Origin of the sequence: Pseudonocardia yuanmonensis, from assembly GCF_039542425.1 — a bacterium.
Lineage (GTDB): Bacteria > Actinomycetota > Actinomycetes > Mycobacteriales > Pseudonocardiaceae > Pseudonocardia > Pseudonocardia yuanmonensis.
Genome location: NZ_BAABIC010000022.1, coordinates 1 through 20952 on the forward strand (window position 1 = coordinate 1; position 20952 = coordinate 20952).

Consider the following 20952-nt stretch of genomic DNA (forward strand, 5'->3'; position numbering starts at 1 on the left):
GCTCCCGGACGAAGACCTCGGGCCGTCGCGGCATGCCCACCACCTCCGGCGGACAGCCTCCAGCGCCAGACCGGAACTGATCAAGCCGACACGGTTACGACCCCAACGTTCCTGGACGAGGCACTAGCTTCAGTGCCTACGTGCCTGCAGTCGGGTGAGCCTGGCCGAGCCCACCCAACCAGGTCAAGCAGAGGCAACTAGCTGCTGGCCTGCCGAGCAGCAACCATGCGGGCAACCTCGTCTGCCTCTGCGGTCCAATCGCTGGCGGCGGCAGGACAGTCGTCGGCAAGCTCCTTGGCGGCTGCCATGACCTCATAGGCGAACTCAGTCAAGAGGAGGCTTCTGTGCCCTTCAGCATCGATCGCTGGCCCAGCCTTCGCCAGGTCCAGAGCTTCAAGGGCCGACCGCGAGCCGAACGGCAGGAGTTGGATGCTCGCCTCAGCTATCGACCTCGAAACGCCATGCAGGCTTGCGAGCACCGTTAGCAGGTCAGGGGTCAGGTACTTGCATGTCTCTACGGCTGACATGCCGGACGAGCCTTGCCGCCTGCCAAGTCGAGACCGCATGGCTACTGCCCTCGCTCCCTGCCTGGCTTCAGATCCAGGCGCCCTTCGCCGTCTTCGTAGATAAGAGGGCGGCCAAGACCCGGTGGCAACCGAATCTCGGAAGAACTTTACGGGCACGAGGGGCACGTGCTGCGGAGCAAGAGTACAGCTACGGAGTCCAACGGTAAGCAACCGTGCGGCGGAGCCGGGGTACTCCGATTCGCGTAAGCAGTCCTGGGCGGCCAAGACAGCGCCTACTGAGGCGTCAGGTCCCAGGGCGTCATTCAGTCGTCGTGATCGTCGTCGCCGGCCCTGACTGCGCGTCCCTGACGTTGACACCTACTCCTACGCGCAGGCGTCGGTGGTGGCACTCATCTGACGGGAGACTGCGCCATCGACGTGGCCCGCTCGACCGGCATCGAGAACGTCAGGGCGGGTCGACTGAAGGAGACGTCGCGAGCCAGACGCCCGCACCGGGCTCCACGCAGACGTCCGAGGACGAGCTGCTCATCGACATGGAGCTCCCACAGTCAGCGAGGGGCTGGAACAGCTAGCGTCACGTTGACGCCTGCAGCAGGACCTCCTACCCACTTCTGATGATGCCGCTCGGGGCAGGTAACAGACGATCAGCGCAGTTGCGACAACTGGGTGTGACTGGACCATGACGATTGGACGCGAAGCTCGCGGGCCAGGGGGCGAGTCGACGGTCCGGCCTCCGCACTCGGCCAGAGTTGCTTGGTCGGTGCTGGACGCCCAGAGAGGTCAAGAGCCTTCTCCCCGAGGCCGGCTCGCACTCGACCACGCGGCCCCCGGCAACGTTGGTGACCCGCCCGCGGCTGCCTGCGCAACCTGCCAGCCGCCACACCGTCTGATCTAGCAAGGGGCTCAGCCCAGCGTGGGCCGAGCCCTTCGTGCCCCAGGAGTACCGCAAGATGAGCAGCACCCCGACCGGCAAGAAGCCGTTCAAGGATCGCCGGTGGTGGAAGGCCGTCCTCGGCATCATCGTCTTCTTCGCCCTCATCCGCGCCTGCGCCGGCGGCGACGAGACCCCGACCTCGAACACCGCCCCTCTCGTGACAACCCCGACCACCACGACGCGCACCTGGACCACCCCGCCCAGGACCGCCACCAACGCCCCGCGGTGGACGACTACCACGACCCCGACGCCGGTCGCGGAGTACGACGATCCCGACGTCTACGTCGATTCGGACCCGGACGCCTACGTCGACCCGGACCCGCCCAAGCGCCGCACCGGGAACAGCGGGCACCCGTGCCTGCCCGGCGAGCGGGACGGCGACAACGACGGCTACTGCGGCGAGGGCTAGGAGACAGTCATGGGCCTTGGCCTCGAAACCCGAGCCATCTCGGACTGAGGCCCGCTCCCATCGGACTCAGCTGGGACGGCGCCCTCGTGGCGATCAGCAGGAGGAAGCTGCACGACATGGACGAGCTGCGTGAGGCGATCAAGGCGTGCGCCGAGAGGCTCGACCGGCACCGCCGGCCGAACCAGAAGATCGGCGAACAGAACACCAAGATCATGCTCATCGAGCCGCTCCTGCAGGCCCTCGGCTGGGACCTCTACGACCCCGAAGAGGTCAACCGCGAGTACCGCCGCCGCGGCGCCGACAACCCCGTGGACTACGCGCTGCTGTTGCTGCGCACGCCGAGGCTGTTCGTGGAGGCCAAGGGGATCGGGGAGAACATCGACGACCCCCGGTGGGCCAACCAGACGATCTCCTATGCAGCCGTCGCTGGCGTCGAGTGGGTCGCCCTCACCGACGGCGCCCAGTGGCGGATCTACAACGCCCACGCCCCGGTCCCGGCCGAGGAGAAGCTGTTCCGCTCGGTTGACATCGTCCAGGACCCCGACGGCGCGGTCGAGATTCTGGATCTGCTGTCGAAGGAGAACATGCGGGAGAACCGGATCCAGGAGCTCTGGCAGGGCTACTTCGTCGATCGGCAGATCCACAGCGTGCTCATCGAACTGTTCACCGGCACGGAACCACCGGCCGACCTGGTGAACCTCGTCGCCAAGCGCACCGAACGCCTCAGCAAGGACGAAGTCCGCGCCAGCCTCATCCGGGCTCGCGCCACCTTCGACTTTCCGCTCCCCGCACTCGGAAGCACCGTGCCCGGTTCCCCAGCTGTGCGGGCCCGCGGCGAGCAGCCCAACGTTGAGAGCGCCACGGAGCCCTCAGCCTCGGCGCTGGTGGTCACTCAAACTCCTGCTCACGTCACAGATCCAGCCCCTCCTGCGCCGCAGACGGGACCGCAGAAGCCGCGTCGATCGCAGGTGAACGCGGCCGAGCGTGCACTCAAGCTCCCCGATCTCCTGCGGCTCGGACGCATCCGACCTGGCCCGCTCACCGCCCGCTACGACGGACGGACCTGGCAGGCCCAGCTCGCCGACGACGGCGCGATCACCTTCAACGGGGCTCTGTGCCCCAGCCTGTCCAAGGCCGGGGAGGCCGTGAAGATCGCGTCGCGCGGCCCCGACATCCCCCAGTCCATCGCCGCTACCGACGGATGGGACTTCTGGTCCACCAAGGACGCAACAACCGGGGAGACGGTCAAGCTCAAGGAAGCGCGGCGACGGGCAGCCCATAACGTCGACCCGTCCCGGTGACGCCGGCGGCGTGTTGCCCATGACCGTTTACGACCCCTATGACGAGGCTCGGCCGCCGTCAACGGCGGACTCAGGGCCGTGGACCGTCCACCTACCGCTGGCCTAGGGAGTGTCTGCCGGATCTTGATCTCTGTTGGGGTCAGGATGCCGGGTGTGGGTGCTCGGCGAGTGTTGTCGGACCAGGCGTGGGCGTGGCTGGAGCCGTTGCTGCCGGACCGCACGCCGCGCCACGGCGGCCGGTGGCGTGATCACCGGCAGGTGATCGAGGCGATCGCGTGGAAGTACCGCAACGGGGTGGCCTGGCGGGAGATCCCCGAAGAGCGGTTCGGGCCCTGGCAGACCGCCTACGAGCGGCACGCCCGGTGGAGCGCGGACGGGACCTGGGCGCGGCTGTTGGCCGCGGCCCAGGCTCGGGCGGACGCCGAGGGTGAGTTGGACTGGTTGGTGTCCACGGACTCGTCGCTGGTGCGGGTGCACCAGCACGGTGCGGCGGCGCGGCGGTTCGGCGGGAACGCCGCGGCCGCGGCCGGCCCCGAGCCGCCGTCGGCTCGGCTCACAGGGGGCTGAGCCGAATTACAGAAATTGTCGAGCTGATCTCGCGGTCGGGGCGACCGGGCCGGTGGTGCACGAGCGCCAGATCATGCCGTCGGGCGCTCCCGGGGCGGGTTGACCACCAAGGTCCATGCGCTGATCGACGGGCGCTGCCGCCCGCTGGTGCTGCACCTGACCGCCGGCAACGTCAACGACACCACCCAGTTCGCCCCGCTCCTGGCCGATCTGCGGGTGGCCCGGCCGGGCCGCGGGCGGCCGCGCACCCGACCCGATCACCTGCTCGCCGACAAGGGCTACGGCTCGCGGGCGAACCGGGAGCTGCTGCGCCGGCGCGGGATCGACACACCATCCCCGAGCCGCGCGACCAGCAGGCCAACCGGCGCCGGCGCGGCTCGGCCGGCGGGCGGCCCGTCGGCTTCGACAAGACCCGCTACAAGCGGCGCAACGTCGTCGAACGCGGCTTCTGCCAGCTCAAACACTGGCGCGGCCTGGCCACCCGCTACGACCGGCACGCCCGCAACTACCTCGGCTGGTACAGCGCGCTCCACCAACCGGGCACGAACTCAGCAACAAGCCCGGGCACCGGTCCTGGCAAGTCGATGTGGTCTGTCGCCCACTGCGTGGCTCGGCACCTTCCGGCGGTCCAGGAGAAGCGGACGGTGGTTCGCGGGTCAACATCGCTGGCACGAGCTCGGAGTGCCGGGTGCGGGACGGGACGACTGCGCCTCTTAGGAAGCGGGTCGGCGTAAGGCTTGTCGGCTTGCTCGCGCTCGAGGTGCCATCTCGCTGTTCCGACGATGCGAGGCCCGGCGAAGCTGCCCTGGTCGAAGGACCTCACCTTCAAGGACGACGTCACCGCCTTCTCCGGCCTGAGCCTGGTCGCTCAGAACGGTGGCACCTCCGGCGACATCACCTGCAAGATCCTCGTCGACGGCAAGGAAGTAGCCTCCTCGACGTCCTCCGGGGCCTACGCGGTGATCACCTGCAACGGCTCCAACGCCTAGCAGCACTCGCCCCGAAGGCTCGGCGCCGCCCCGTGCCGGGTGGTGCGCCTTCTCGTCCCAGGTTTCCGGCCGCCGCTCTCGGATCCGGCAGGATCCCCCACATGAGCGACGACCCCGCCCGCGACGCGATCGACGCGGCCGCCGAGCAACTCCGCACCGCCAATCACGCCATTCCGCTCGGCCCCCGCACCCCGCAGGCCGCGTACGAGCGGGTCGGCGCCCTCGCCGAGCTCCTCACGAAGCTCGAGCAGACCCTGCGGGTCACCGCCGACCAGGCTGACCGGCTCACCTCCGGCCGGGGGCTTAGATCCGACGATGTCACCCCGGCCGGGTCGCACGCCCGGATCGCCTCCCAGAACCTTTACTTCGCCGTCGACCGGGTCTCCGCCGCCCTCGCGCAGATCAACACCGCGCGGTCTCGGCTCTCCCACATCCGCATGACAGAGGCCTGAGCGGGTGGATCGCGCGGCGGCCTAATCGCATTCGAACATACGTGCCAGCGTTCTCGTGCGGTGCGCTTCCCCGCCGGACCACATGCCGGTGCCGCACGAAGGGACGCCCATCTCCAGGGACCGGCGGACAACGAGCCGCCGTCAAACGCGCCGAGCACTGCCGCGAACTCGAGGACTTCGCCGCCAGCCGCTTCCGTCGCAAGGCGCTCCAGATGGCCTACGTTGGCGTCGCCGGGTACGTGGCCTTAGCCATCGCCGCCACCTTCGAGGAGTCTCGCGGCACTACGACACCTGCGCCGAGCCGCTGCTGAACTAGGCTAGTCCGCCACCCCGATGTCCTCGTTCCACAGCTCGGGGCGGGCGGCGATGAACTCCTCCATCAGCCGGACGCACCGATCGTCGTCGAGCAGGGTCACCCGGACCCCGTGCTCGGCGAGCCAGTCGTGCCCGCCCGTGAAGGTCCGGCTCTCCCCGATGATCACCGCGCCGATCCCGAACTGGCGGATCAGCCCGCTGCAGTACCAGCAGGGCGAGAGCGTCGTGACCATGATGGTGCGCCGGTAGTCCCGCTGCCGGCCCGCGTTGCGGAAGGCCGCCGTCTCGCCGTGGACGGACGGGTCGTCGTCCTGGACCCGGCGGTTGTGCCCGCGGCCGAGCACCTCGCCCGCGGGCCCGAGCAGCGCGGCTCCGATCGGGATCCCGCCCGACGCGAGCCCGGCCCGCGCCTCCTCGAGCGCGATCTCCAGCGCGGCCAGGGGATCGACGGGCGCGGCGGGGTCGACGGTCACGCCGCCCAGCCTACGGAGACCGGGCCGCCGTCCCCTCGCCCCGCCGTCCGCAACCCACGCGAAAGACGCCGTCCGGCTGGCTACTGTGGGATGCGTGGACTCGCCCCTGGAGAACGTCGGCGCGTCCACCGCCGATCGCCCGGACGAGCCCACGACCGGCCCCACGGTCCACCCCACGACCGGGTCCGCGGACGACCTCGCGCTGCTGCGGCACTACGAGCCCGTGCTGCGCTACACCGCCGGTGAGCTGTTCCTGCCGGTGACGGCGGCGGACTACGTCACCCAGTGCAGCCTCTGGGAGGAGCCCGAGGGCGACCGCAGGCGCACCGACGAGCCGCTCGTCCCCGCCGGGGAGCTCACCCTGGAACGCCTCGGCGAGGCCGGCCGCCGCTACCGGGAACGGCGCCTGCACCTGCGGTTCGTGCAGGAGTCACTCGGCGCCCGCGAGGTCCGGCGGTGGCGCCGCACCGAGCGGCCGCGGCTGGGCGGGATCGGCCGCTTCGCCGCCGTCGGCGTGATCGCCCGGCTGATCGACGTCCTGCTGCGGCTGTCCCTGCTCGTCCGCGGCAAGGTGCCCAACGGCCTCGTGGCGGCCGCCCACCAGCGTGCCCGCGGGCTGACCGGCGCGACCTACTACGGGCGCGTCGTGCGCACCGCCGGCTACACGGTGCTGCAGTACTGGTTCTTCTACGCCTTCAACGACTGGCGCTCGACCTTCCACGGCGTCAACGACCACGAGGCCGACTGGGAGACCGTCGCGGTCTACCTCGTGCCGGACGGGTCCGGCGGGCTCGAACCCGCCTGGGTCGCGGCCTCCACCCACGACCACCACGGCGACGACCTGCGCCGCCGCTGGGACGACCCGATGCTCGACCGGGACGGGAACCACCCGGTGCTCTACCCCGGCGCCGGCTCGCACTCGCACGCCTTCGTGGCCGGGGACTACGTCGTCAGCGTCGGCCTGCCCGCCCTCCGCGCCGTACTGCGCACCATCCAACGGGTGCGGCGCTGGCTGATGCCGTTCGCCCCCGAGCCCGGGAGGGGCGGGTTCGACATCCCGTTCATCGACTACGCCCGCGGCGACGGCGTCCGGCTCGGTCCCGGCGGCCGGTCCTGGACCGTGCAGCTGGTCGACGACGCCACCGGCTGGCTCCGGGACTACCGCGGCCTGTGGGGCCTGGACACCCGCGACTCCTTCGGCGGCGAGCGCGCACCCGCCGGGCCCCGCTACGAGCGCGACGGGACGGTGCGCCGCTCGTGGGCCGATCCGCTCGGGTGGGCGGGCCTGGACAAGGTGGCCCCGACGGCCGAGGAGGAGGCCGCGGCGCTCCAGGAGCGGATGAAGGTCCTGCAGGCCCGCGTCGACGAGTTGGCGACCGAGATCGAGGCCGAGCGGCTCGGCGTGCGAGGCCTGCACGCGGAGCTGCGGTTCCTCGCCGCCCACTCGGACGCCGCCCCCGGCCGGCCCGCCCACCTCGAGGAGCTCGACCAGCGGGAGAACCGGCTCGCCGCGCTGGTGGCCGAGCGGGTGCGGCTGACCGAGGAGATCGACGTCCAGTCGGACCGGCTCGCGGGCCCCCGCCCGCCCGGCCCGCCCGACTCCCACCTCCGCCACCCGCACCTGCCCTACGTGGTGCACGCCGACTTCCGCTCCCGGTTCCTGCGGGTGTGGGCGGCGCTGTCGATCCCGGTGCTGATCGGCGGGCTGGGCGCGCTGCTGTTCTGGCCGCACCTGTCGACGCTGCTGTGGTTCGCCGGCGGGCTCGTGCTGTTCGCGGTGGTGGAGGCGGTGGCGCGCCGCCGCTCGATCGAGTTCGCGGCCACCATGGCCGGGCTCGCGATCACCGCGCTCGTCGTCACCAGCGGGGTGATCGCGCTGGTCTCCGGCTGGAAGATCGTGCTGGCGGGCTCGCTGGCCCTCGCAGCGCTGGTGTTGCTCGTGGTGAACGTCAGGGAGCTGCGGGGGCGGTAGGCACCCGCAGGTTGCGCGTCACCTCCGCGCGCGCCGCCAGCTCGGAGTCCGGCGGGTAGTCGACGCCGACGAGCGTGAGCCCGTGCGCCGGCGCGACCGCCACCCCCTGGCCGCGTTCCGCGCGGGTGAGCAGCTCGGCCGGCCAGTCGACTGCGCGACTGCCGCGCGCGACGTCGAGCAGCGCGCCGACCAGGCTGCGGACCATCGAGTGGCAGAACGCGTCGGCCGACACCGCCGCCGACACCACCCCGTCGGCCTCGCGCGACCAGGAGAACCGCTCCAGCGCGCGGACGGTCGTCGCACCCTCGCGGCGCTTGCAGAATGCGGCGAAGTCGTGCTCGCCGAGCAGCCGCTCCGACGCGGCGTTCACGGCGTCGACGTCGACCGGGTACGGCCAGGACAGCGTGTCCCGTGCGCGCAGCGGCTCGGCCCCGTACGGGGCGGTGGCGACGCGGTAGACGTAGTGCCGGCGCAGGGCCGAGAACCGGGCGTCGAACGCCGGCGGGACGGGCGTGACGGCCCGGACCCGGACGTCCGGCGGCAGGAACCGGGCGAGCCGGCGGACCAGCCGGGCGGGCTCGACGTCACCGGGCAGGTCGGCGTGCGCGACCTGGCCGGTGGCGTGCACCCCTGCGTCCGTGCGTCCGGCGACGGTGAGCCCCACCTCGGTGCGCAGGATGCGGCTCAGCGCGTCCGTCAGCACGCCGCACACCGTGCGGCGGGCGGGTTGCACGGCCCAGCCGGAGAAGTCCGTGCCGTCGTAGGTGATGTCCAGACGAAAGCGGGCGAGCCCGCCACCCTCGCGGGTGGCGGGCTCGTCCGGATACTGCGTGGTCACGCCGGAGGACCTTCGATCAGGCCTTCTCGGTGCCCTTGTCGTCCGTGTCCGCGGCGTCCGCGGCGTCCGCCGCGTCCGCGGAGTCGTCGGCCTGCGCCTCGGCGCCCGCGGACTCCTCGGCGTCGGCGGCCGGGGCGGTGGCCGCCTCGGCCTCCTCGATCGCCTCGGTGTCCGTCGGCTGCGGCCGGCCGGCCGCGGCCACCGTCTCCTCGGAGACCGGCTCGTCGGCCGCGGTCCCCTCGGCCGCCGGGGCGGTCTGCGCGGACTGCGAGGCCGCCGCGCGGCGGGCCCGGTTGGCCTCGTCGGTGACGGTCTTCTGCTGGATCAGCTCGATCACGGCCATGGGGGCGTTGTCGCCCTTGCGCGGCAGCGTTTTGGTGATCCGGGTGTAGCCACCGTTGCGGTCCGCGTAGAACGGGCCGATCTCCTCGATGAGGCGGTGGACGACGCCCTTGTCGCGGATGACCTTGAGGATCTCGCGACGGTTGTGCAGGTCGCCCCGCTTGGCCTTGGTGATCAGCCGCTCCGCGTACGGGCGCAGCCGACGGGCCTTGGCCTCCGTCGTGGTGATCCGGCCGTGCTGGAACAGCGCGGTCGCCAGGTTGGCCAGGATCAGCCGCTGGTGAGCGGGCGAACCGCCGAGGCGGGGCCCCTTGGTGGGCTGAGGCATGGCTACAACTGCTCCGTTTCTGCGTAGTCCTGGCCGTCGTCGGAGAACGGGTCGGCGTCGTAGCCGCCGGTGTCGGTCCCGTAGTCCGAGGCAGCCGCAGACGGGTCGAACCCGGGCGGGCTGTCCTTGAGCGCGAGGCCGAGGCCGACGAGCTTCATCTTGACCTCGTCGATCGACTTCGCACCGAAGTTGCGGATGTCCAGCAGGTCCGCCTCGCTGCGCCCGACGAGCTCACCCACGGTGTGGATGCCCTCGCGCTTGAGGCAGTTGTAGGAGCGGACGGTGAGGTCGAGCTCCTCGATCGGCATCGCGAAGGCCGCGATGGTGTCCGCCTCCTGCGGCGACGGACCGATCTCGATGCCCTCGGCGTCGACGTTCAGCTCGCGCGCGAGGCCGAACAGCTCGACAAGGGTCTTGCCCGCCGACGCCAGGGCGTCCCGCGGACCGATGCTCGGCTTGGTCTCGACGTCCAGCACGAGCTTGTCGAAGTCCGTGCGCTGCTCGACACGGGTGGCCTCGACCTTGTAGGTCACCTTGAGGACCGGCGAGTAGATCGAGTCGACCGGGATCCGGCCGATCTCGGCGCCGGTGGCCTTGTTCTGCATCGCCGGCACGTAGCCGCGACCCCGCTCGACGACGAGCTCGACCTCGAGCCGGCCCTTGTCGTTGAGCGTGGCGATGTGCAGGTCCGGGTTGTGCACGGTGACACCGGCCGGCGGGACGATGTCCCCCGCGGTGACCGCGCCCGGGCCCTGCTTGCGCAGGTACATCGTCACCGGCTCGTCCTCCTCGGAGCTGACGACCAGCTCCTTGAGGTTGAGGATGATGTCGGTGACGTCCTCCTTCACGCCGGGCACGGTGGTGAACTCGTGCAGCACGCCGTCGATGCGGATGCTGGTCACCGCCGCCCCCGGGATGGAGGACAGCAGGGTGCGCCGGAGCGAGTTGCCCAGCGTGTAGCCGAAGCCGGGCTCGAGCGGCTCGATGACGAACCGGGAGCGGGTCTCGGTGACCGAGTCCTCGGTCAGGGTGGGGCGCTGAGAGATCAGCACTGGTGTGTCTCCTTAGTGTGCCGCGACACCCACCATTTGATGTCGCAGTGAGCCCCCCGCCCCACTGCAGGGCGGGGGGACGAGCAGGAGAACCGACGAGCGTCCGACCCGAAGGGGATTACTTCGAGTAGAGCTCGACGATCAGCTGCTCGGTGACCTGCGTGTCGATCTGCGCCCGCTCCGGGAGCTGGTGCACGAGGATCCGCAGGGTCGCCGGGACGACCTGGAGCCAGGCCGGGACCGGACGGTCGCCGAGGGTCTCCTTGGCGATCACGAACGGGTCCAAGCCCAGGCTCTTCGGCCGGACGTCGATGATGTCGTACTGCGAGACGCGGAAGCTGGGGATGTTCACCTTCTGGCCGTTGACCAGGAAGTGCCCGTGGTTCACCAGCTGGCGCGCCATGCGCCGGGTGCGGGCCAGGCCCGCCCGGTACACGACGTTGTCCAGGCGCGACTCGAGGATCTGGAGCAGCTCGTCACCGGTCTTGCCGGGACGGCGGTGCGCCTCCTCGTAGTACGAACGGAACTGCTTCTCCAGCACGCCGTAGGCGAAGCGCGCCTTCTGCTTCTCCTGCATCTGCAGGAGGTACTCCGTCTCCTTGATCCGGATCCGGCCGTGCTGGCCGGGCGGGTAGGGACGGCGCTCGAACGCCTGGTCGCCGCCGACGAGGTCGACCTTCAGCCGGCGGGACTTGCGGGTCATGGGGCCGGTGTAACGAGCCATGAGTTGTTACTCCCTTCCCACTCAGACCCGGCGCCGCTTGGGCGGGCGGCATCCGTTGTGCGGCTGGGGGGTGACGTCGGAGATGGTGCCGACCTCGAGGCCGGCGGCCTGCAGCGAGCGGATCGCGGTCTCGCGGCCCGAGCCCGGGCCCTTCACGAAGACGTCGACCTTCTTCATGCCGTGCTCGGCGGCCTTGCGGGCGGCGTTCTCCGCGGCCATCTGCGCCGCGAACGGCGTCGACTTGCGCGAGCCCTTGAAGCCCACGTGGCCGGCGGAGGCCCACGCGATCACGGCACCGGTCGGGTCCGTGATGGACACGATCGTGTTGTTGAAGGTGCTCTTGATGTGCGCGTGGCCGTGCGCGACGTTCTTCTTCTCCTTGCGGCGGACCTTCTTGGGTCCGGCCGCGCCACGGGTGCGGGGCGGCATTACTTCTTACCTGCCTTCTTCTTGCCGGCCACGGTCTTCTTCGGGCCCTTCCGGCTGCGCGCGTTGGTCTTGGTGCGCTGGCCGCGGACCGGGAGCCCACGACGGTGCCGGATGCCCTGGTAGCAGCCGATCTCGATCTTCCGGCGGATGTCGGCCTGCACCTCACGGCGCAGGTCGCCCTCGACGCGGAAGCTGTTCTCGATGTACTCGCGCAGCGAGGCCAGCTGCTCGTCGGTCAGGTCCCGCGAGCGCAGGTCCGGGCTGATGCCCGTGGCGGCCAGGATCTCGAGCGAACGCGACCGCCCGATCCCGTAGATGTAGGTCAGCGCGATCTCCATCCGCTTGTCGCGGGGGAGGTCGACACCTGAGAGTCGTGCCATGCGGCTGGTGTCTCCTTGTCGTGCCGGGTACTCCCGACGGCCGTCCCCGGGTGACTCGTCCTCGGGGCCCCGGCCCGGTACCGGGGGTGTCACCGCGCCTCGACCGGCGCGGCAGGTCCGTCGGGTTCCTCTGGTGAGCTAACGCTCCTCCGCGACGAGCGCGGTGATCAGCCCTGGCGCTGCTTGTGGCGCAGGTTCTCGCAGATCACCATGACCCGCCCGTGACGGCGGATCACCTTGCACTTGTCGCAGATCGGCTTGACGCTCGGCTTGACCTTCACGTCCGGTCCTTCTGCTGTCTGCCGGGAGGCGGAGCCTTCCCGGCGGGATCTTTTTTCCTGCCCGTCCTCGCTGTGGTGACCACAGATCGGGGGGTTCCGGGGGCGGAGCCCCCGGATGTTCACTTGTAGCGGTAGACGATGCGGCCGCGGGAGAGGTCGTAGGGAGAGAGCTCCACGACCACCCGGTCCTCGGGGAGGATCCGGATGTAGTGCTGCCGCATCTTCCCGCTGATGTGCGCGAGGACCCGGTGCCCGTTCTCCAGCTCCACGCGGAACATCGCGTTCGGCAGGGGTTCGACGACCCGGCCCTCGACCTCGATCGCCCCGTCCTTCTTGGCCATGTCCTCCGCGTTCCGTGACAGGTGACTGTGCTTCGTCGTGCTGTACTGCTGGTACCGCAGGCGCACCACGGGGCGGGGACGGGACCGAAGGGTGCGGATGCGCACGACCGGAACCGGCGCCACACGGCGCGCCGAGGACCCAGTGTACGTGTGCTTTACAGGCACCGGCACATGGGGTACGCGCGCGGGGCCGCCCGGCCCCGCGCCGCTGTCCGCTTCGTCCGCAATCCGGTTGACCTGAACCCCGGTGCAGGTGCTCCAGTATGCCCTGTGAGCACCGGTTCGGCATCCGTCCCGCAGCGCCGCCTGCCGCGGCCGCTGCGGCCCTTCCGGCACCGCGACTACGGCATGCTCGCGGCGTCGATGGCCGCGTCGCTGTTCGCGAGCGGGCTGTGGATCGTCGCGCTGGTCTACCAGGTGATCGCCCTGGGCGGCGGGCCGTCCGACCTGTCCCTGGTCTCCGCGGCCGCGGCCACCGGGCTGCTGACGAGCGTGCTGCTGGGCGGGGTGGCGGCCGACCGGGTCTCCCGACGGCTGCTGCTCCGGCTGGTCGAGACCGTCCGGCTCGTGATGGCCGGCCTCGCCGCCGCGCTGGCGGTGACCGGCGGCCTGCGGCTGTGGCACCTGGCCCTGATCGCGTTCGTGGTCGGTGCGGCCGAGGCCTTCTTCTACCCGGCGTACTCGGCGATCCTGCCGACCCTGCTGCCGGCCGACGAGCTGCTGGCCGCCAACGGTCTCGAGGGCGTCCTGCGACCGGTCGCCATGTACGCCGCCGGCCCGGCGCTGGCCGGCGGCCTGGTCGCCGCGTTCGGTCCGGGTGTCGCGCTGGGCGGTGCGGCCGCGGGGTACCTGCTCGCCCTGCTACCCCTGCTGGCCATGCGGGTGCCGCTCTCGGTCGACGAGGAGCGCGAACGCAGCTCGGTGCTCGCGGACCTGCGCGAGGGCTTCGCCTACCTGCTGCGCACCGGCTGGCTCTTCGCCACACTCGCCTTCGCGGTGCTGCTGGTGCTGGTGGTGATCGGCCCGATCGAGGTGCTGCTGCCCTTCGCCGTCCGCGATCAGACGGCGAGCGGACCGGGCGGGTACGCGCTGGTCCTGGCCGCGTTCGGGCTGGGCGGCGCGGCCGGGTCGCTGATCGCCTCGGCCGGCCGGATGCCGCGCCGGTACCTCACGCTCATGATCCTGCTGTGGGGCGTCGGCGGGGTGCCGCTGGCCGCCATCGGGTTCACGAACCGGTTGTGGGTCATGGGCGCGATCGTCGGCGTGGTCGGGGCGGCGCACGGCGCGGCCATGGTGATCTGGGGGACGCTGCTGCAGCGCCGCGTCCCGCCGCACCTGCTCGGCCGGGTCTCGAGCCTGGACTTCTTCGTCTCGCTGGCCCTGATGCCGGTCTCCACCGCGCTGGCCGGGCCGGTCGGCGAGACGATCGGCATCCCGGCCACCTTCGCCGTCGCCGGCCTGGCGCCCGTGCTGCTCGCGGTGGCCGCGATCGTGGGCTGGCGCCTGCACCGCGACGAGCTCGCCCACCCCCTCGACCCCGCCCCGACCCCCACCTGAGGAGCGATCGGCACTCCCGCTCACTCCTACTGAGCGAACGGCACTCTCGCTCATACCTACTGAGCGAGAGTGCCGGTCGTGCCGAGGGTCAGAGGGCCTTGAGCTCCTCGGTCACCTCCATGACGGACTTCTTGGCGTCGCCGAAGAGCATCGAGGTGCGCTCGGCGTAGAAGAGCGGATTGTCGATGCCGGCGAAGCCGCTGTTCATCGAGCGCTTGAGCACGATGACGGTGCGCGACTCGTCGACGTTGAGGATCGGCATGCCGTGGATGGGCGAGCTGGGGTCGTTGCGCGCCGCCGGGTTGGTGACGTCGTTGGCCCCGATGACGAGCGTGACGTCAGTGCGGGCGAACTCGTCGTTGATCTCGTCCATCTCCTTGAGCGCGTCGTAGGCGACGTCCGCCTCGGCCAGCAGCACGTTCATGTGCCCCGGCATGCGGCCGGCGACGGGGTGGATGGCGTACTTGACCTCCACGCCCTTCGCCTCGAGCAGCTTGGCCATGTCCTTGACCGCGTGCTGGGCCTGGGCGACCGCCATCCCGTAGCCCGGCACCACGATCACCTGCGACGCGTACGCCATCTGGATCGCCGCGTCCGAGGCCGAGGTCGACTTCACGGTCCGCTCCACGCCGTCGTCCGACGCGGCCAGCGCCGTGCCGCCGAACCCGCCGGCGACGATGGCCGGGATGGTCCGGTTCATCGCCACGGCCATCTGGTTGGTCAGGATCGAACCGGAGGCGCCGACGATCATGCCGGCCACGATCATCGCCGTGTTGTCCAGCGCGAGGCCGGCGGCCGCCGCCGAGAGCCCGGTCAGCGCGTTGAGCAACGAGATCACCACGGGCATGTCCGCGCCGCCGATCGGCAGCACCACCATCACGCCGAGCACGGCGGCCAGCACCAGCACGAGGATGATCCACAGCTGGGGCACCCCGCCGAGCCCGGCGACCACCGCGCAGGCGATCGCGGCGACGAGGAGCAGCGCGTTGACGGCCTGCTGCGCCCTGCCCAGCCCCATCGGCCGGCCCGGCAGGATCTCCTGCAGCTTGCCGAAGGCGATCAGCGAGCCCCAGAAGGACACCGAGCCGACGATCGCGGCGAACAGCGAGGCGACGACGACGTAGGTCGCGGTGTCGAGGAAGCCGTCGGACGTGCGGAACTCCGACCAGGCGATGAGCGCGACCGCCCCGCCGCCGACGCCGTTGAACAGCGCCACCATCTGCGGCATCGCGGTCATCTTCACCTGCCGCGCCGACGGCACGCCCAGCACGGCGCCGACGACCAGGCCGATCACGATCAGCAGCCAGTTGTGGTGCACCCGCAGCAGCGTTGCGACGACCGCGATCAGCATGCCGAACGCGGCGATCTTGTTGCCGCGCACCGCCGTCTTCGGCCCCGTCAGGCCCATCAGACCGTAGATGAACAGGGCGAACGCGATGATGTAGAGGATCGGGACGAGGACGTCCAGCAGCGCCGCGTTCACCGCTTCACCCGGCCGTTGCCCGAAGCACCCTCGGACTCGCCGGCCGACACCTTCTCGGCGGGCTTGGCCTTGAACATGCCCAGCATCCGGTCGGTGACCAGGAAACCACCGACCACGTTGATCATGCCGAAGGCGATCGCCACGACCAGGATGACCGCGTCGAGCACCGACGGGTTCTCCAGCTCGCCGAGCACGATCAGCCCGCCGAGCAGCACGATCCCGTGGATCGCGTTCGTGCCGGACATCAGCGGCGTGTGCAGCGTGTTCGGCACCTTCGAGATGACCGCGAACCCGACGAACCCGGCCAGCACCAGGATCGCGATGTTCGCCAGCAGGGACCCGCTCTGCATCACTCCGCCTCTCGCGTCACGCAGGACTTCGCCAGGACCTCGTCCGACCAGTCCGGCGCCACGGCGCCGCCGTCGTCGAGCATCAGTTCGAGCAGGGCCGAGACGTTGCGGGCGTAGAGCTCCGACGCGTGCTCGGGCATCCCGGCCGGCAGGTTCAGCGGCGAGGCGATGGTGACGTCGTGCTTGACGACGACCTCGCCCGGCTCGGTGAGCTCGCAGTTGCCGCCGGCCTCCCCCGCCAGGTCGACGACGACGCTGCCGGGCTTCATCCCCTCCACCGCCTTCGCCGTGACCAGGGTCGGTGCCGTGCGCCCGGGCACCAGCGCCGTGGTGATCACGACGTCGAAGCCGGTGATGGCCTCCTCGAGCCGCTTCTGCTGCTCGGCCCGCTCCGCCTCGGTCAGCTCGCGGGCGTAGCCGCCCTCGCCGGCCGCGTCGATGCCCAGGTCCAGCCACTGCGCCCCCAGGGAGCGCACCTGGTCGGCCACCTCCGGGCGCACGTCGTAGCCGGTGGTGCGGGCGCCGAGCCGCTTCGCCGTGGCCAACGCCTGCAGCCCGGCCACGCCCACGCCGAGGACCAGCGCGGTCGCCGGCTTCACCGTGCCCGCTGCCGTGGTCAGCATCGGGAAGAACCGGGTCGAGCGCTCCGCCGCGAGCAGCACCGCCTTGTAGCCGGCCACGTTCGCCTGCGAGGACAGCGCGTCCATCGACTGCGCCCGCGAGATCCGCGGGATCGACTCCATCGCGAACGCCGTGACCCCGGCCTCGCGCAGCGCCGCGGTCGTGTCGGGTGACGTCAGCGGGGCGAGGAAGCCGATCAGCGTGGAACCCGGGCGGAGCCGGCCGATCTCCTCCGCCGTCGGCGGGGCGACCTTCACGACCACGTCGCACGACCACGGGTCGCCGATGGTCGCGCCCGCCTCGACGTACAGCTCGTCGGGGATCAGGGCGCCCAGCCCGGCCCCGGACTCGACGACCACCGACACGTTCTTCGACCGGAGTCGCTCCACGACCTTCGGCACCAGCGCGACGCGACGCTCACCGGAGCCCGACTCGCGGGGCACGCCCACGGTCGCTCCCGGGGGCCGCTGCTCTGCGGCATCAGCACTCATGCGAGGAACCTAGTCCAGCGGAGCGCGGAAAGGTCCTCTCCGGATCATTACGAGACCCTGCCCGACCGGGCGGTTCCCGGCCGACCGGACCGCGGGGCCGGAACCGGGCGGGAGGCCGGGGGCTGGGGTCAGGCGGGGAGGGTGAGGACGCTGTAGCCGTCCTCGGTGACGGCGACGGTGTGCTCCCAGTGCACGGCCCGCCCGCCGTGCTCGGTCACGACGGTCCAGCCGTCCTCGAGCTCGCGGGTCTCCGGGTCGCCCGCGGTGAGCATCGGCTCGATCGCGAGGGCCATCCCGGGGCGGAGCCTGGGGCCGTGCCCCGGCTCGCCGTGGTTGGGGAGGAACGGGTCCATGTGCATCGACGTGCCGATGCCGTGCCCGCCGTACTCGGCGACGATCCCGTAGTCCGCCCGGTCCGCGACCGCGGCGGCGCGGCAGGCCTCCTGGATCGCGTAGGAGATGTCCGTGAGCCGGCCGCCGGGCCGCACGGCCTCGATCCCCGCCCACATCGCGCCCTCGCACGCCTTGGACAGCGCGAGGTGCGCGGGCGAGACCTCCCCGACGGCCAGCGTGACGGCGGAGTCGCCGTGCCAGCCGTCGAGGATCGCGCCGCAGTCCACCGACACCAGGTCCCCGTCGGCCAGCACCTGGGTCGGCGACGGGATGCCGTGGACGATCTGCTCGTTCACCGACGCGCAGATGCTCGCCGGGAACCCGTGGTAGCCCTTGAAGGAGGGAACGGCGCCGGCGTCGCGGATGACCTGCTCCGCCAGCGCGTCCAGCTCGGCCGTGGAGACCCCCGGCTTGGCGAGGTCGGCGACCGCCGCCAGCGCGGCGGCCACCACGGCGCCCGCCGCCCGCATGGCCTCGATCTCGGCCGGATCCTTGAGCTCGATGTCCCGCCCCCGCAGCCGTGCGATCGCGCCGCGCACGCCGCCCTTCCTGCCGGTCATGCGGGCCTCCCGTCGATCGCGTCCGTTACTTGCGTGCCTCGAGTGCGCTGGTCACCCGGTCGGTGATCTCGGGGACCTCGCCGACGGCGTCGACCGTGACGAGCCGGTCCGCGTAGTAGCGCAGCAGCGGGGCCGTCTCGTCCCGGTACACCTGCTGCCGGTTGCGGATGACCTCTTCGTTGTCGTCCGACCGACCGCGGCCGAGCAGCCGCTGCACGACGACCTCGTCGTCCACCTGGAACTCGACGACGGCGTCGAGCTCGACACCGTACTCGGCCAGGATCCCGGAGAGCGCGTCCGCCTGCGGCACCGTCCGCGGGAAGCCGTCGAGGATGAAGCCCTTCGCGGCGTCCGGGTCCGCGAGGCGGTCCTTCACCATCGCGACGGTGACGGAGTCCGGCACGAGGTTGCCGGCATCCATGTACGACTTCGCCTCGAGGCCGAGCGGCGTCTCGTCCTTCAGGTTCGCCCGGAACAGGTCCCCCGTCGAGATGTGGGGGACGTCCAGCTGCTGGGCCAGGCGCTCGGCCTGCGTCCCCTTACCCGCGCCCGGCGGACCGACAAGAACGAGTCGCACTTGGAACCCGACCTCCCTGCTCTCTTCTGCTCTGCCGCCTGCTCCGGCGACGAACGAGGTGACCCCCGGCGGGACCGTCGGGCTGGAGGGCCCGTTCGCCGAGGCGTCGATACTGCATCTTCGACGGCCCGTCGAACAAGGCCCTCTGCACCGACTCTAACGCAGGAAACCCTCGTAGTTCCGCTGCATCAGCTGGCTCTCGATCTGCTTCACGGTGTCCAGCCCGACCCCGACCATGATCAGTACGGCGGTGCCGCCGAAGGGGAAGTTCTGGTTCTGCCCGCTGCCCGTGATACCGAGGAAGAAGTTCGGCAGGACGGCGATGATGCCCAGGTAGAGCGATCCCGGCAGGGTGATGCGGCTGAGCACGAAGTTCAGGTACTCGGCCGTCGGGCGGCCCGGTCGGATGCCCGGGATGAAGCCCCCGAACTTCTTCATCTCGTCGGCCCGTTCCTCCGGGTTGAAGGTGATGCCGACGTAGAAGTACGTGAAGAAGATGATCAGCGCGACGTACAGGGTGATGTGCAACCAGTTGGACTGGTCGACCAGGTAGGTCTGGACGAACTGCTGGAAGGCACCGCCCTCGTTGCCGAGCAGCCGGGAGACGAGGTCCGGCAGGTACAGCAGCGAGCTGCCGAAGATCACCGGGATGACGCCGGCCTGGTTCACCTTCAGCGGCAGGTACGTGGACGTGCCGCCGTACATCCGCCGCCCGACCATGCGCTTGGCGTACTGCACCGGGATGCGGCGCTGGCCCTGCTCGACGAACACGACGCTGACGATGATGGCGAGGCCGAACACGCAGACGCCCGCGAAGACCAGCGGGCCGCCGTTGTCGAGGATGTTCTTGCCCTCGGCCGGGATCCGGTGCGCGATCGAGGCGAAGATCAGCAACGACATGCCGTTGCCGATGCCCTTCTCCGTGACCTGCTCGCCCAGCCACATGACGATCGCCGTGCCCGCCGTCATGACGATGACGATGATCGCCAGGGAGAAGACGTTCGAGTCCGGGATGATCGGCCGGTCGCAGTTGCCCAGCAGCGCGCCGCGGTCGGCCAGCGCCACGATCCCCGTGGCCTGCAGGATCGCCAGCGCGATCGTGAGGTAGCGGGTGTACTGCGTGAGCTTGGCCTGCCCGGACTGGCCCTCCTTCTTCAGCACCTCGAACCGCGGGATGACCACGGTGAGCAGCTGGATGATGATCGACGCCGTGATGTACGGCATGATCCCGAGGGCCAGGATCGACAGCTGCAGGAGCGCGCCGCCCGAGAACAGGTTGATGAGCGAGTAGATGCCCGCGTTGTCGCTGCCCTCGACCTGCCGGATGCACTCCTGCACGTTCGGGTAGGACACGCCGGGCGACGGGATGTTCGCCCCGAGCCGGTAGACGGCCACGACCCCGAGGGTGAAGAGGATCTTCTTCCGGAGATCCGGGGTCGTGAGGGCCGCCCGGAAAGCGCTGAGCACCTCGGTGATCCTCCTGGTCTGCTGCCCGCACGGTCCGTGCGTCGACGGCCTGGGCGGAAGACGACTCTAACAGCGACGACGCCGCCCGCTCGGCCGCCCCTCGCCGGGGGCGGGCCGCTCGGACGGCGTCGCCGGGTGAAGCCCTGTCGTGGACAGGTCAGAGCTCGGTGGCGGTGCCACCCGCGGCCGCGATCTTCTCCTTGGCGGAGCCGGAGAAGGCGTGGGCGCTGACGGTGAGTGCCACACCGTCGAGGTCCCCGGTGCCGAGGACCTTGACCGGCTTGCCCTTGCGGACGGCGCCGGCCTCGGCGAGGGCCTCGGGGGTCACCTCGCCGCCCTGCGGGAACAGGGTGGCCAGGTCGCCGACGTTCACGACCTGGTACTCGGTCCGGAACCGGTTCTTGAAGCCCTTGAGCTTGGGCAGCCGCATGTGCAGCGGCATCTGCCCGCCCTCGAAGGCGGACGGCACGGTCTTGCGGGCCTTCGTGCCCTTGGTACCGCGACCGGCGGTCTTGCCCTTGCTGCCCTCACCGCGACCGACACGGGTCTTCGCGGTCTTGGCGCCGGGCGCCGGCCGCAGGTGGTGAACCTTGATCGTCTCGCTCATCAGGACACCTCCTCCACGGTCACCAGGTGACGCACGGTGTTGATGAGTCCACGGACCTGCTGCGTGTCCGGCCACTCCTGGGACTGGCGGATCTTGCGCAGGCCGAGGGCCTTCAGCGACTCACGCTGGTTCGCCTTGCCGCCGATGGCGGAGCGGACCTGCGTGACCTTCAGCTTCTTGTCGGCCATGGTG

Annotated in this window: 24 protein-coding genes and 1 pseudogene; 7 read left to right on the forward strand and 18 right to left on the reverse strand. The window is 70.8% G+C overall.

Annotated features, from left to right (window positions below; genetic code table 11):
• Positions 1 to 197: 197 nt before the first annotated feature.
• Positions 198 to 527 carry a hypothetical protein gene (locus ABD990_RS26305; protein WP_345383439.1) on the reverse strand — a complete coding sequence of 110 codons (330 nt, stop codon included), beginning with the start codon at positions 525 to 527 and terminating at the stop codon, positions 198 to 200.
• 950 nt (positions 528 to 1477) lie between these two features.
• On the opposite strand from ABD990_RS26305, the gene ABD990_RS26310 reads away from it, so the two are divergent.
• The 5 genes and pseudogenes from ABD990_RS26310 (at position 1478) to ABD990_RS26330 (ending at position 5179) form a co-directional block, all read left to right on the forward strand.
• Complete coding sequence (locus ABD990_RS26310) at positions 1478 to 1870, forward strand: hypothetical protein (RefSeq protein WP_345383440.1); 393 nt, start codon at positions 1478 to 1480, stop codon at positions 1868 to 1870.
• A gap of 86 nt (positions 1871 to 1956) precedes the next feature.
• A complete protein-coding gene (locus tag ABD990_RS26315; RefSeq protein ID WP_345383441.1) occupies positions 1957 to 3171 on the forward strand; it encodes a restriction system modified-DNA reader domain-containing protein in 1215 nt (404 codons plus the stop codon).
• Positions 3172 to 3315: 144 nt separating this feature from the next.
• Positions 3316 to 4265: pseudogene (locus ABD990_RS26320) on the forward strand (IS5 family transposase); the annotation flags it as partial.
• A 255-nt stretch (positions 4266 to 4520) separates the two neighbouring features.
• Entirely contained in the window at positions 4521 to 4727 is a 207-nt protein-coding gene (locus tag ABD990_RS26325; protein ID WP_345383442.1) for an MmpS family transport accessory protein, read from the forward strand.
• A gap of 101 nt (positions 4728 to 4828) precedes the next feature.
• Positions 4829 to 5179, forward strand: coding sequence for a hypothetical protein (locus tag ABD990_RS26330; protein WP_345383443.1), 351 nt, complete (start codon positions 4829 to 4831; stop codon positions 5177 to 5179).
• 317 nt (positions 5180 to 5496) lie between these two features.
• On the opposite strand, the gene ABD990_RS26335 is transcribed toward ABD990_RS26330, so the two are convergent.
• Entirely contained in the window at positions 5497 to 5967 is a 471-nt protein-coding gene (locus ABD990_RS26335) for a nucleoside deaminase (RefSeq protein ID WP_345383444.1), read from the reverse strand.
• A 94-nt stretch (positions 5968 to 6061) separates the two neighbouring features.
• Here ABD990_RS26335 and ABD990_RS26340 point away from each other — a divergent pair, with 94 nt between their 5' ends.
• On the forward strand, positions 6062 to 7939 hold the full coding sequence (locus ABD990_RS26340) for a hypothetical protein (RefSeq protein ID WP_345383445.1): 1878 nt from the start codon (positions 6062 to 6064) through the stop codon (positions 7937 to 7939).
• Here ABD990_RS26340 and truA read toward each other — a convergent pair.
• The 8 genes from truA to infA form a co-directional block, all read right to left on the reverse strand.
• Positions 7917 to 8777 carry a tRNA pseudouridine(38-40) synthase TruA gene (gene truA / locus ABD990_RS26345; RefSeq protein ID WP_345383446.1) on the reverse strand — a complete coding sequence of 287 codons (861 nt, stop codon included), beginning with the start codon at positions 8775 to 8777 and terminating at the stop codon, positions 7917 to 7919. The genes ABD990_RS26340 and truA overlap by 23 nt on opposite strands.
• A 16-nt stretch (positions 8778 to 8793) precedes the next feature.
• Entirely contained in the window at positions 8794 to 9447 is a 654-nt protein-coding gene (rplQ, locus tag ABD990_RS26350) for a 50S ribosomal protein L17 (protein WP_345383447.1), read from the reverse strand.
• A gap of 2 nt (positions 9448 to 9449) precedes the next feature.
• On the reverse strand, positions 9450 to 10499 hold the full coding sequence (locus tag ABD990_RS26355) for a DNA-directed RNA polymerase subunit alpha (protein ID WP_037046151.1): 1050 nt from the start codon (positions 10497 to 10499) through the stop codon (positions 9450 to 9452).
• A gap of 118 nt (positions 10500 to 10617) precedes the next feature.
• On the reverse strand, positions 10618 to 11223 hold the full coding sequence (rpsD, locus tag ABD990_RS26360; RefSeq protein ID WP_345383448.1) for a 30S ribosomal protein S4: 606 nt from the start codon (positions 11221 to 11223) through the stop codon (positions 10618 to 10620).
• 21 nt (positions 11224 to 11244) lie between these two features.
• Positions 11245 to 11652, reverse strand: coding sequence for a 30S ribosomal protein S11 (gene rpsK / locus ABD990_RS26365; protein WP_013677438.1), 408 nt, complete (start codon positions 11650 to 11652; stop codon positions 11245 to 11247).
• Positions 11652 to 12032: a 30S ribosomal protein S13 gene (gene rpsM / locus ABD990_RS26370; protein WP_345383449.1), complete on the reverse strand. Its 381-nt coding sequence runs from the start codon at positions 12030 to 12032 to the stop codon at positions 11652 to 11654. The genes rpsK and rpsM overlap by 1 nt, the downstream gene beginning before the upstream one ends.
• Positions 12033 to 12199: 167 nt before the next feature.
• Positions 12200 to 12313 (reverse strand): 50S ribosomal protein L36, encoded by a 114-nt coding sequence (gene rpmJ / locus ABD990_RS26375; protein ID WP_015883600.1) that lies wholly within the window; start codon positions 12311 to 12313, stop codon positions 12200 to 12202.
• Positions 12314 to 12432: 119 nt separating this feature from the next.
• Entirely contained in the window at positions 12433 to 12654 is a 222-nt protein-coding gene (gene infA, locus ABD990_RS26380) for a translation initiation factor IF-1 (RefSeq protein ID WP_010228514.1), read from the reverse strand.
• Between the two features lie 270 nt (positions 12655 to 12924).
• Between infA and ABD990_RS26385 the strand changes: the two genes are divergently transcribed.
• Positions 12925 to 14211: an MFS transporter gene (locus ABD990_RS26385; protein WP_345383450.1), complete on the forward strand. Its 1287-nt coding sequence runs from the start codon at positions 12925 to 12927 to the stop codon at positions 14209 to 14211.
• A gap of 88 nt (positions 14212 to 14299) precedes the next feature.
• Here ABD990_RS26385 and ABD990_RS26390 read toward each other — a convergent pair whose 3' ends face one another.
• The 8 genes from ABD990_RS26390 to rpmD all read right to left on the reverse strand — a co-directional run bounded on the left by ABD990_RS26390 (position 14300) and on the right by rpmD (position 20948).
• Positions 14300 to 15679, reverse strand: coding sequence for an NAD(P)(+) transhydrogenase (Re/Si-specific) subunit beta (locus ABD990_RS26390; RefSeq protein ID WP_345383561.1), 1380 nt, complete (start codon positions 15677 to 15679; stop codon positions 14300 to 14302).
• A gap of 11 nt (positions 15680 to 15690) precedes the next feature.
• Positions 15691 to 16044, reverse strand: coding sequence for an NAD(P) transhydrogenase subunit alpha part 2 (locus tag ABD990_RS26395; RefSeq protein ID WP_345383451.1), 354 nt, complete (start codon positions 16042 to 16044; stop codon positions 15691 to 15693).
• Positions 16044 to 17156 carry a Re/Si-specific NAD(P)(+) transhydrogenase subunit alpha gene (locus ABD990_RS26400; protein ID WP_345383452.1) on the reverse strand — a complete coding sequence of 371 codons (1113 nt, stop codon included), beginning with the start codon at positions 17154 to 17156 and terminating at the stop codon, positions 16044 to 16046. Before ABD990_RS26400 ends, ABD990_RS26395 begins: the two co-directional genes overlap by 1 nt.
• 128 nt (positions 17157 to 17284) lie before the next feature.
• Positions 17285 to 18109 carry a type I methionyl aminopeptidase gene (gene map / locus ABD990_RS26405; RefSeq protein ID WP_345383453.1) on the reverse strand — a complete coding sequence of 275 codons (825 nt, stop codon included), beginning with the start codon at positions 18107 to 18109 and terminating at the stop codon, positions 17285 to 17287.
• 25 nt (positions 18110 to 18134) lie between these two features.
• Positions 18135 to 18686: an adenylate kinase gene (locus ABD990_RS26410; RefSeq protein WP_345383454.1), complete on the reverse strand. Its 552-nt coding sequence runs from the start codon at positions 18684 to 18686 to the stop codon at positions 18135 to 18137.
• Between the two features lie 156 nt (positions 18687 to 18842).
• Complete coding sequence (gene secY, locus ABD990_RS26415) at positions 18843 to 20153, reverse strand: preprotein translocase subunit SecY (protein ID WP_345383455.1); 1311 nt, start codon at positions 20151 to 20153, stop codon at positions 18843 to 18845.
• 157 nt (positions 20154 to 20310) lie between these two features.
• Complete coding sequence (gene rplO / locus ABD990_RS26420) at positions 20311 to 20760, reverse strand: 50S ribosomal protein L15 (protein WP_345383456.1); 450 nt, start codon at positions 20758 to 20760, stop codon at positions 20311 to 20313.
• Positions 20760 to 20948, reverse strand: a complete 189-nt coding sequence (gene rpmD, locus ABD990_RS26425; protein ID WP_345383562.1) for a 50S ribosomal protein L30 — start codon at positions 20946 to 20948, stop codon at positions 20760 to 20762. Before rpmD ends, rplO begins: the two co-directional genes overlap by 1 nt.
• Between the last annotated feature and the right edge of the window lie 4 nt (positions 20949 to 20952).

Coding starts and splice junctions, on each gene's coding strand:
- ABD990_RS26305 (WP_345383439.1), bottom strand. CDS start 527: ATGTCAGCCGTAGAGACATGCAAGTACCTGACCCCTGACCTGCTAACG.
- ABD990_RS26310 (WP_345383440.1), top strand. CDS start 1,478: ATGAGCAGCACCCCGACCGGCAAGAAGCCGTTCAAGGATCGCCGGTGG.
- ABD990_RS26325 (WP_345383442.1), top strand. CDS start 4,521: ATGCGAGGCCCGGCGAAGCTGCCCTGGTCGAAGGACCTCACCTTCAAG.
- ABD990_RS26330 (WP_345383443.1), top strand. CDS start 4,829: ATGAGCGACGACCCCGCCCGCGACGCGATCGACGCGGCCGCCGAGCAA.
- rplQ (WP_345383447.1), bottom strand. CDS start 9,447: ATGCCTCAGCCCACCAAGGGGCCCCGCCTCGGCGGTTCGCCCGCTCAC.
- rpsD (WP_345383448.1), bottom strand. CDS start 11,223: ATGGCTCGTTACACCGGCCCCATGACCCGCAAGTCCCGCCGGCTGAAG.
- rpsK (WP_013677438.1), bottom strand. CDS start 11,652: ATGCCGCCCCGCACCCGTGGCGCGGCCGGACCCAAGAAGGTCCGCCGC.
- rpsM (WP_345383449.1), bottom strand. CDS start 12,032: ATGGCACGACTCTCAGGTGTCGACCTCCCCCGCGACAAGCGGATGGAG.
- infA (WP_010228514.1), bottom strand. CDS start 12,654: ATGGCCAAGAAGGACGGGGCGATCGAGGTCGAGGGCCGGGTCGTCGAA.
- ABD990_RS26395 (WP_345383451.1), bottom strand. CDS start 16,044: ATGCAGAGCGGGTCCCTGCTGGCGAACATCGCGATCCTGGTGCTGGCC.
- ABD990_RS26400 (WP_345383452.1), bottom strand. CDS start 17,156: ATGAGTGCTGATGCCGCAGAGCAGCGGCCCCCGGGAGCGACCGTGGGC.
- map (WP_345383453.1), bottom strand. CDS start 18,109: ATGACCGGCAGGAAGGGCGGCGTGCGCGGCGCGATCGCACGGCTGCGG.
- rplO (WP_345383456.1), bottom strand. CDS start 20,760: ATGAGCGAGACGATCAAGGTTCACCACCTGCGGCCGGCGCCCGGCGCC.
- rpmD (WP_345383562.1), bottom strand. CDS start 20,948: ATGGCCGACAAGAAGCTGAAGGTCACGCAGGTCCGCTCCGCCATCGGC.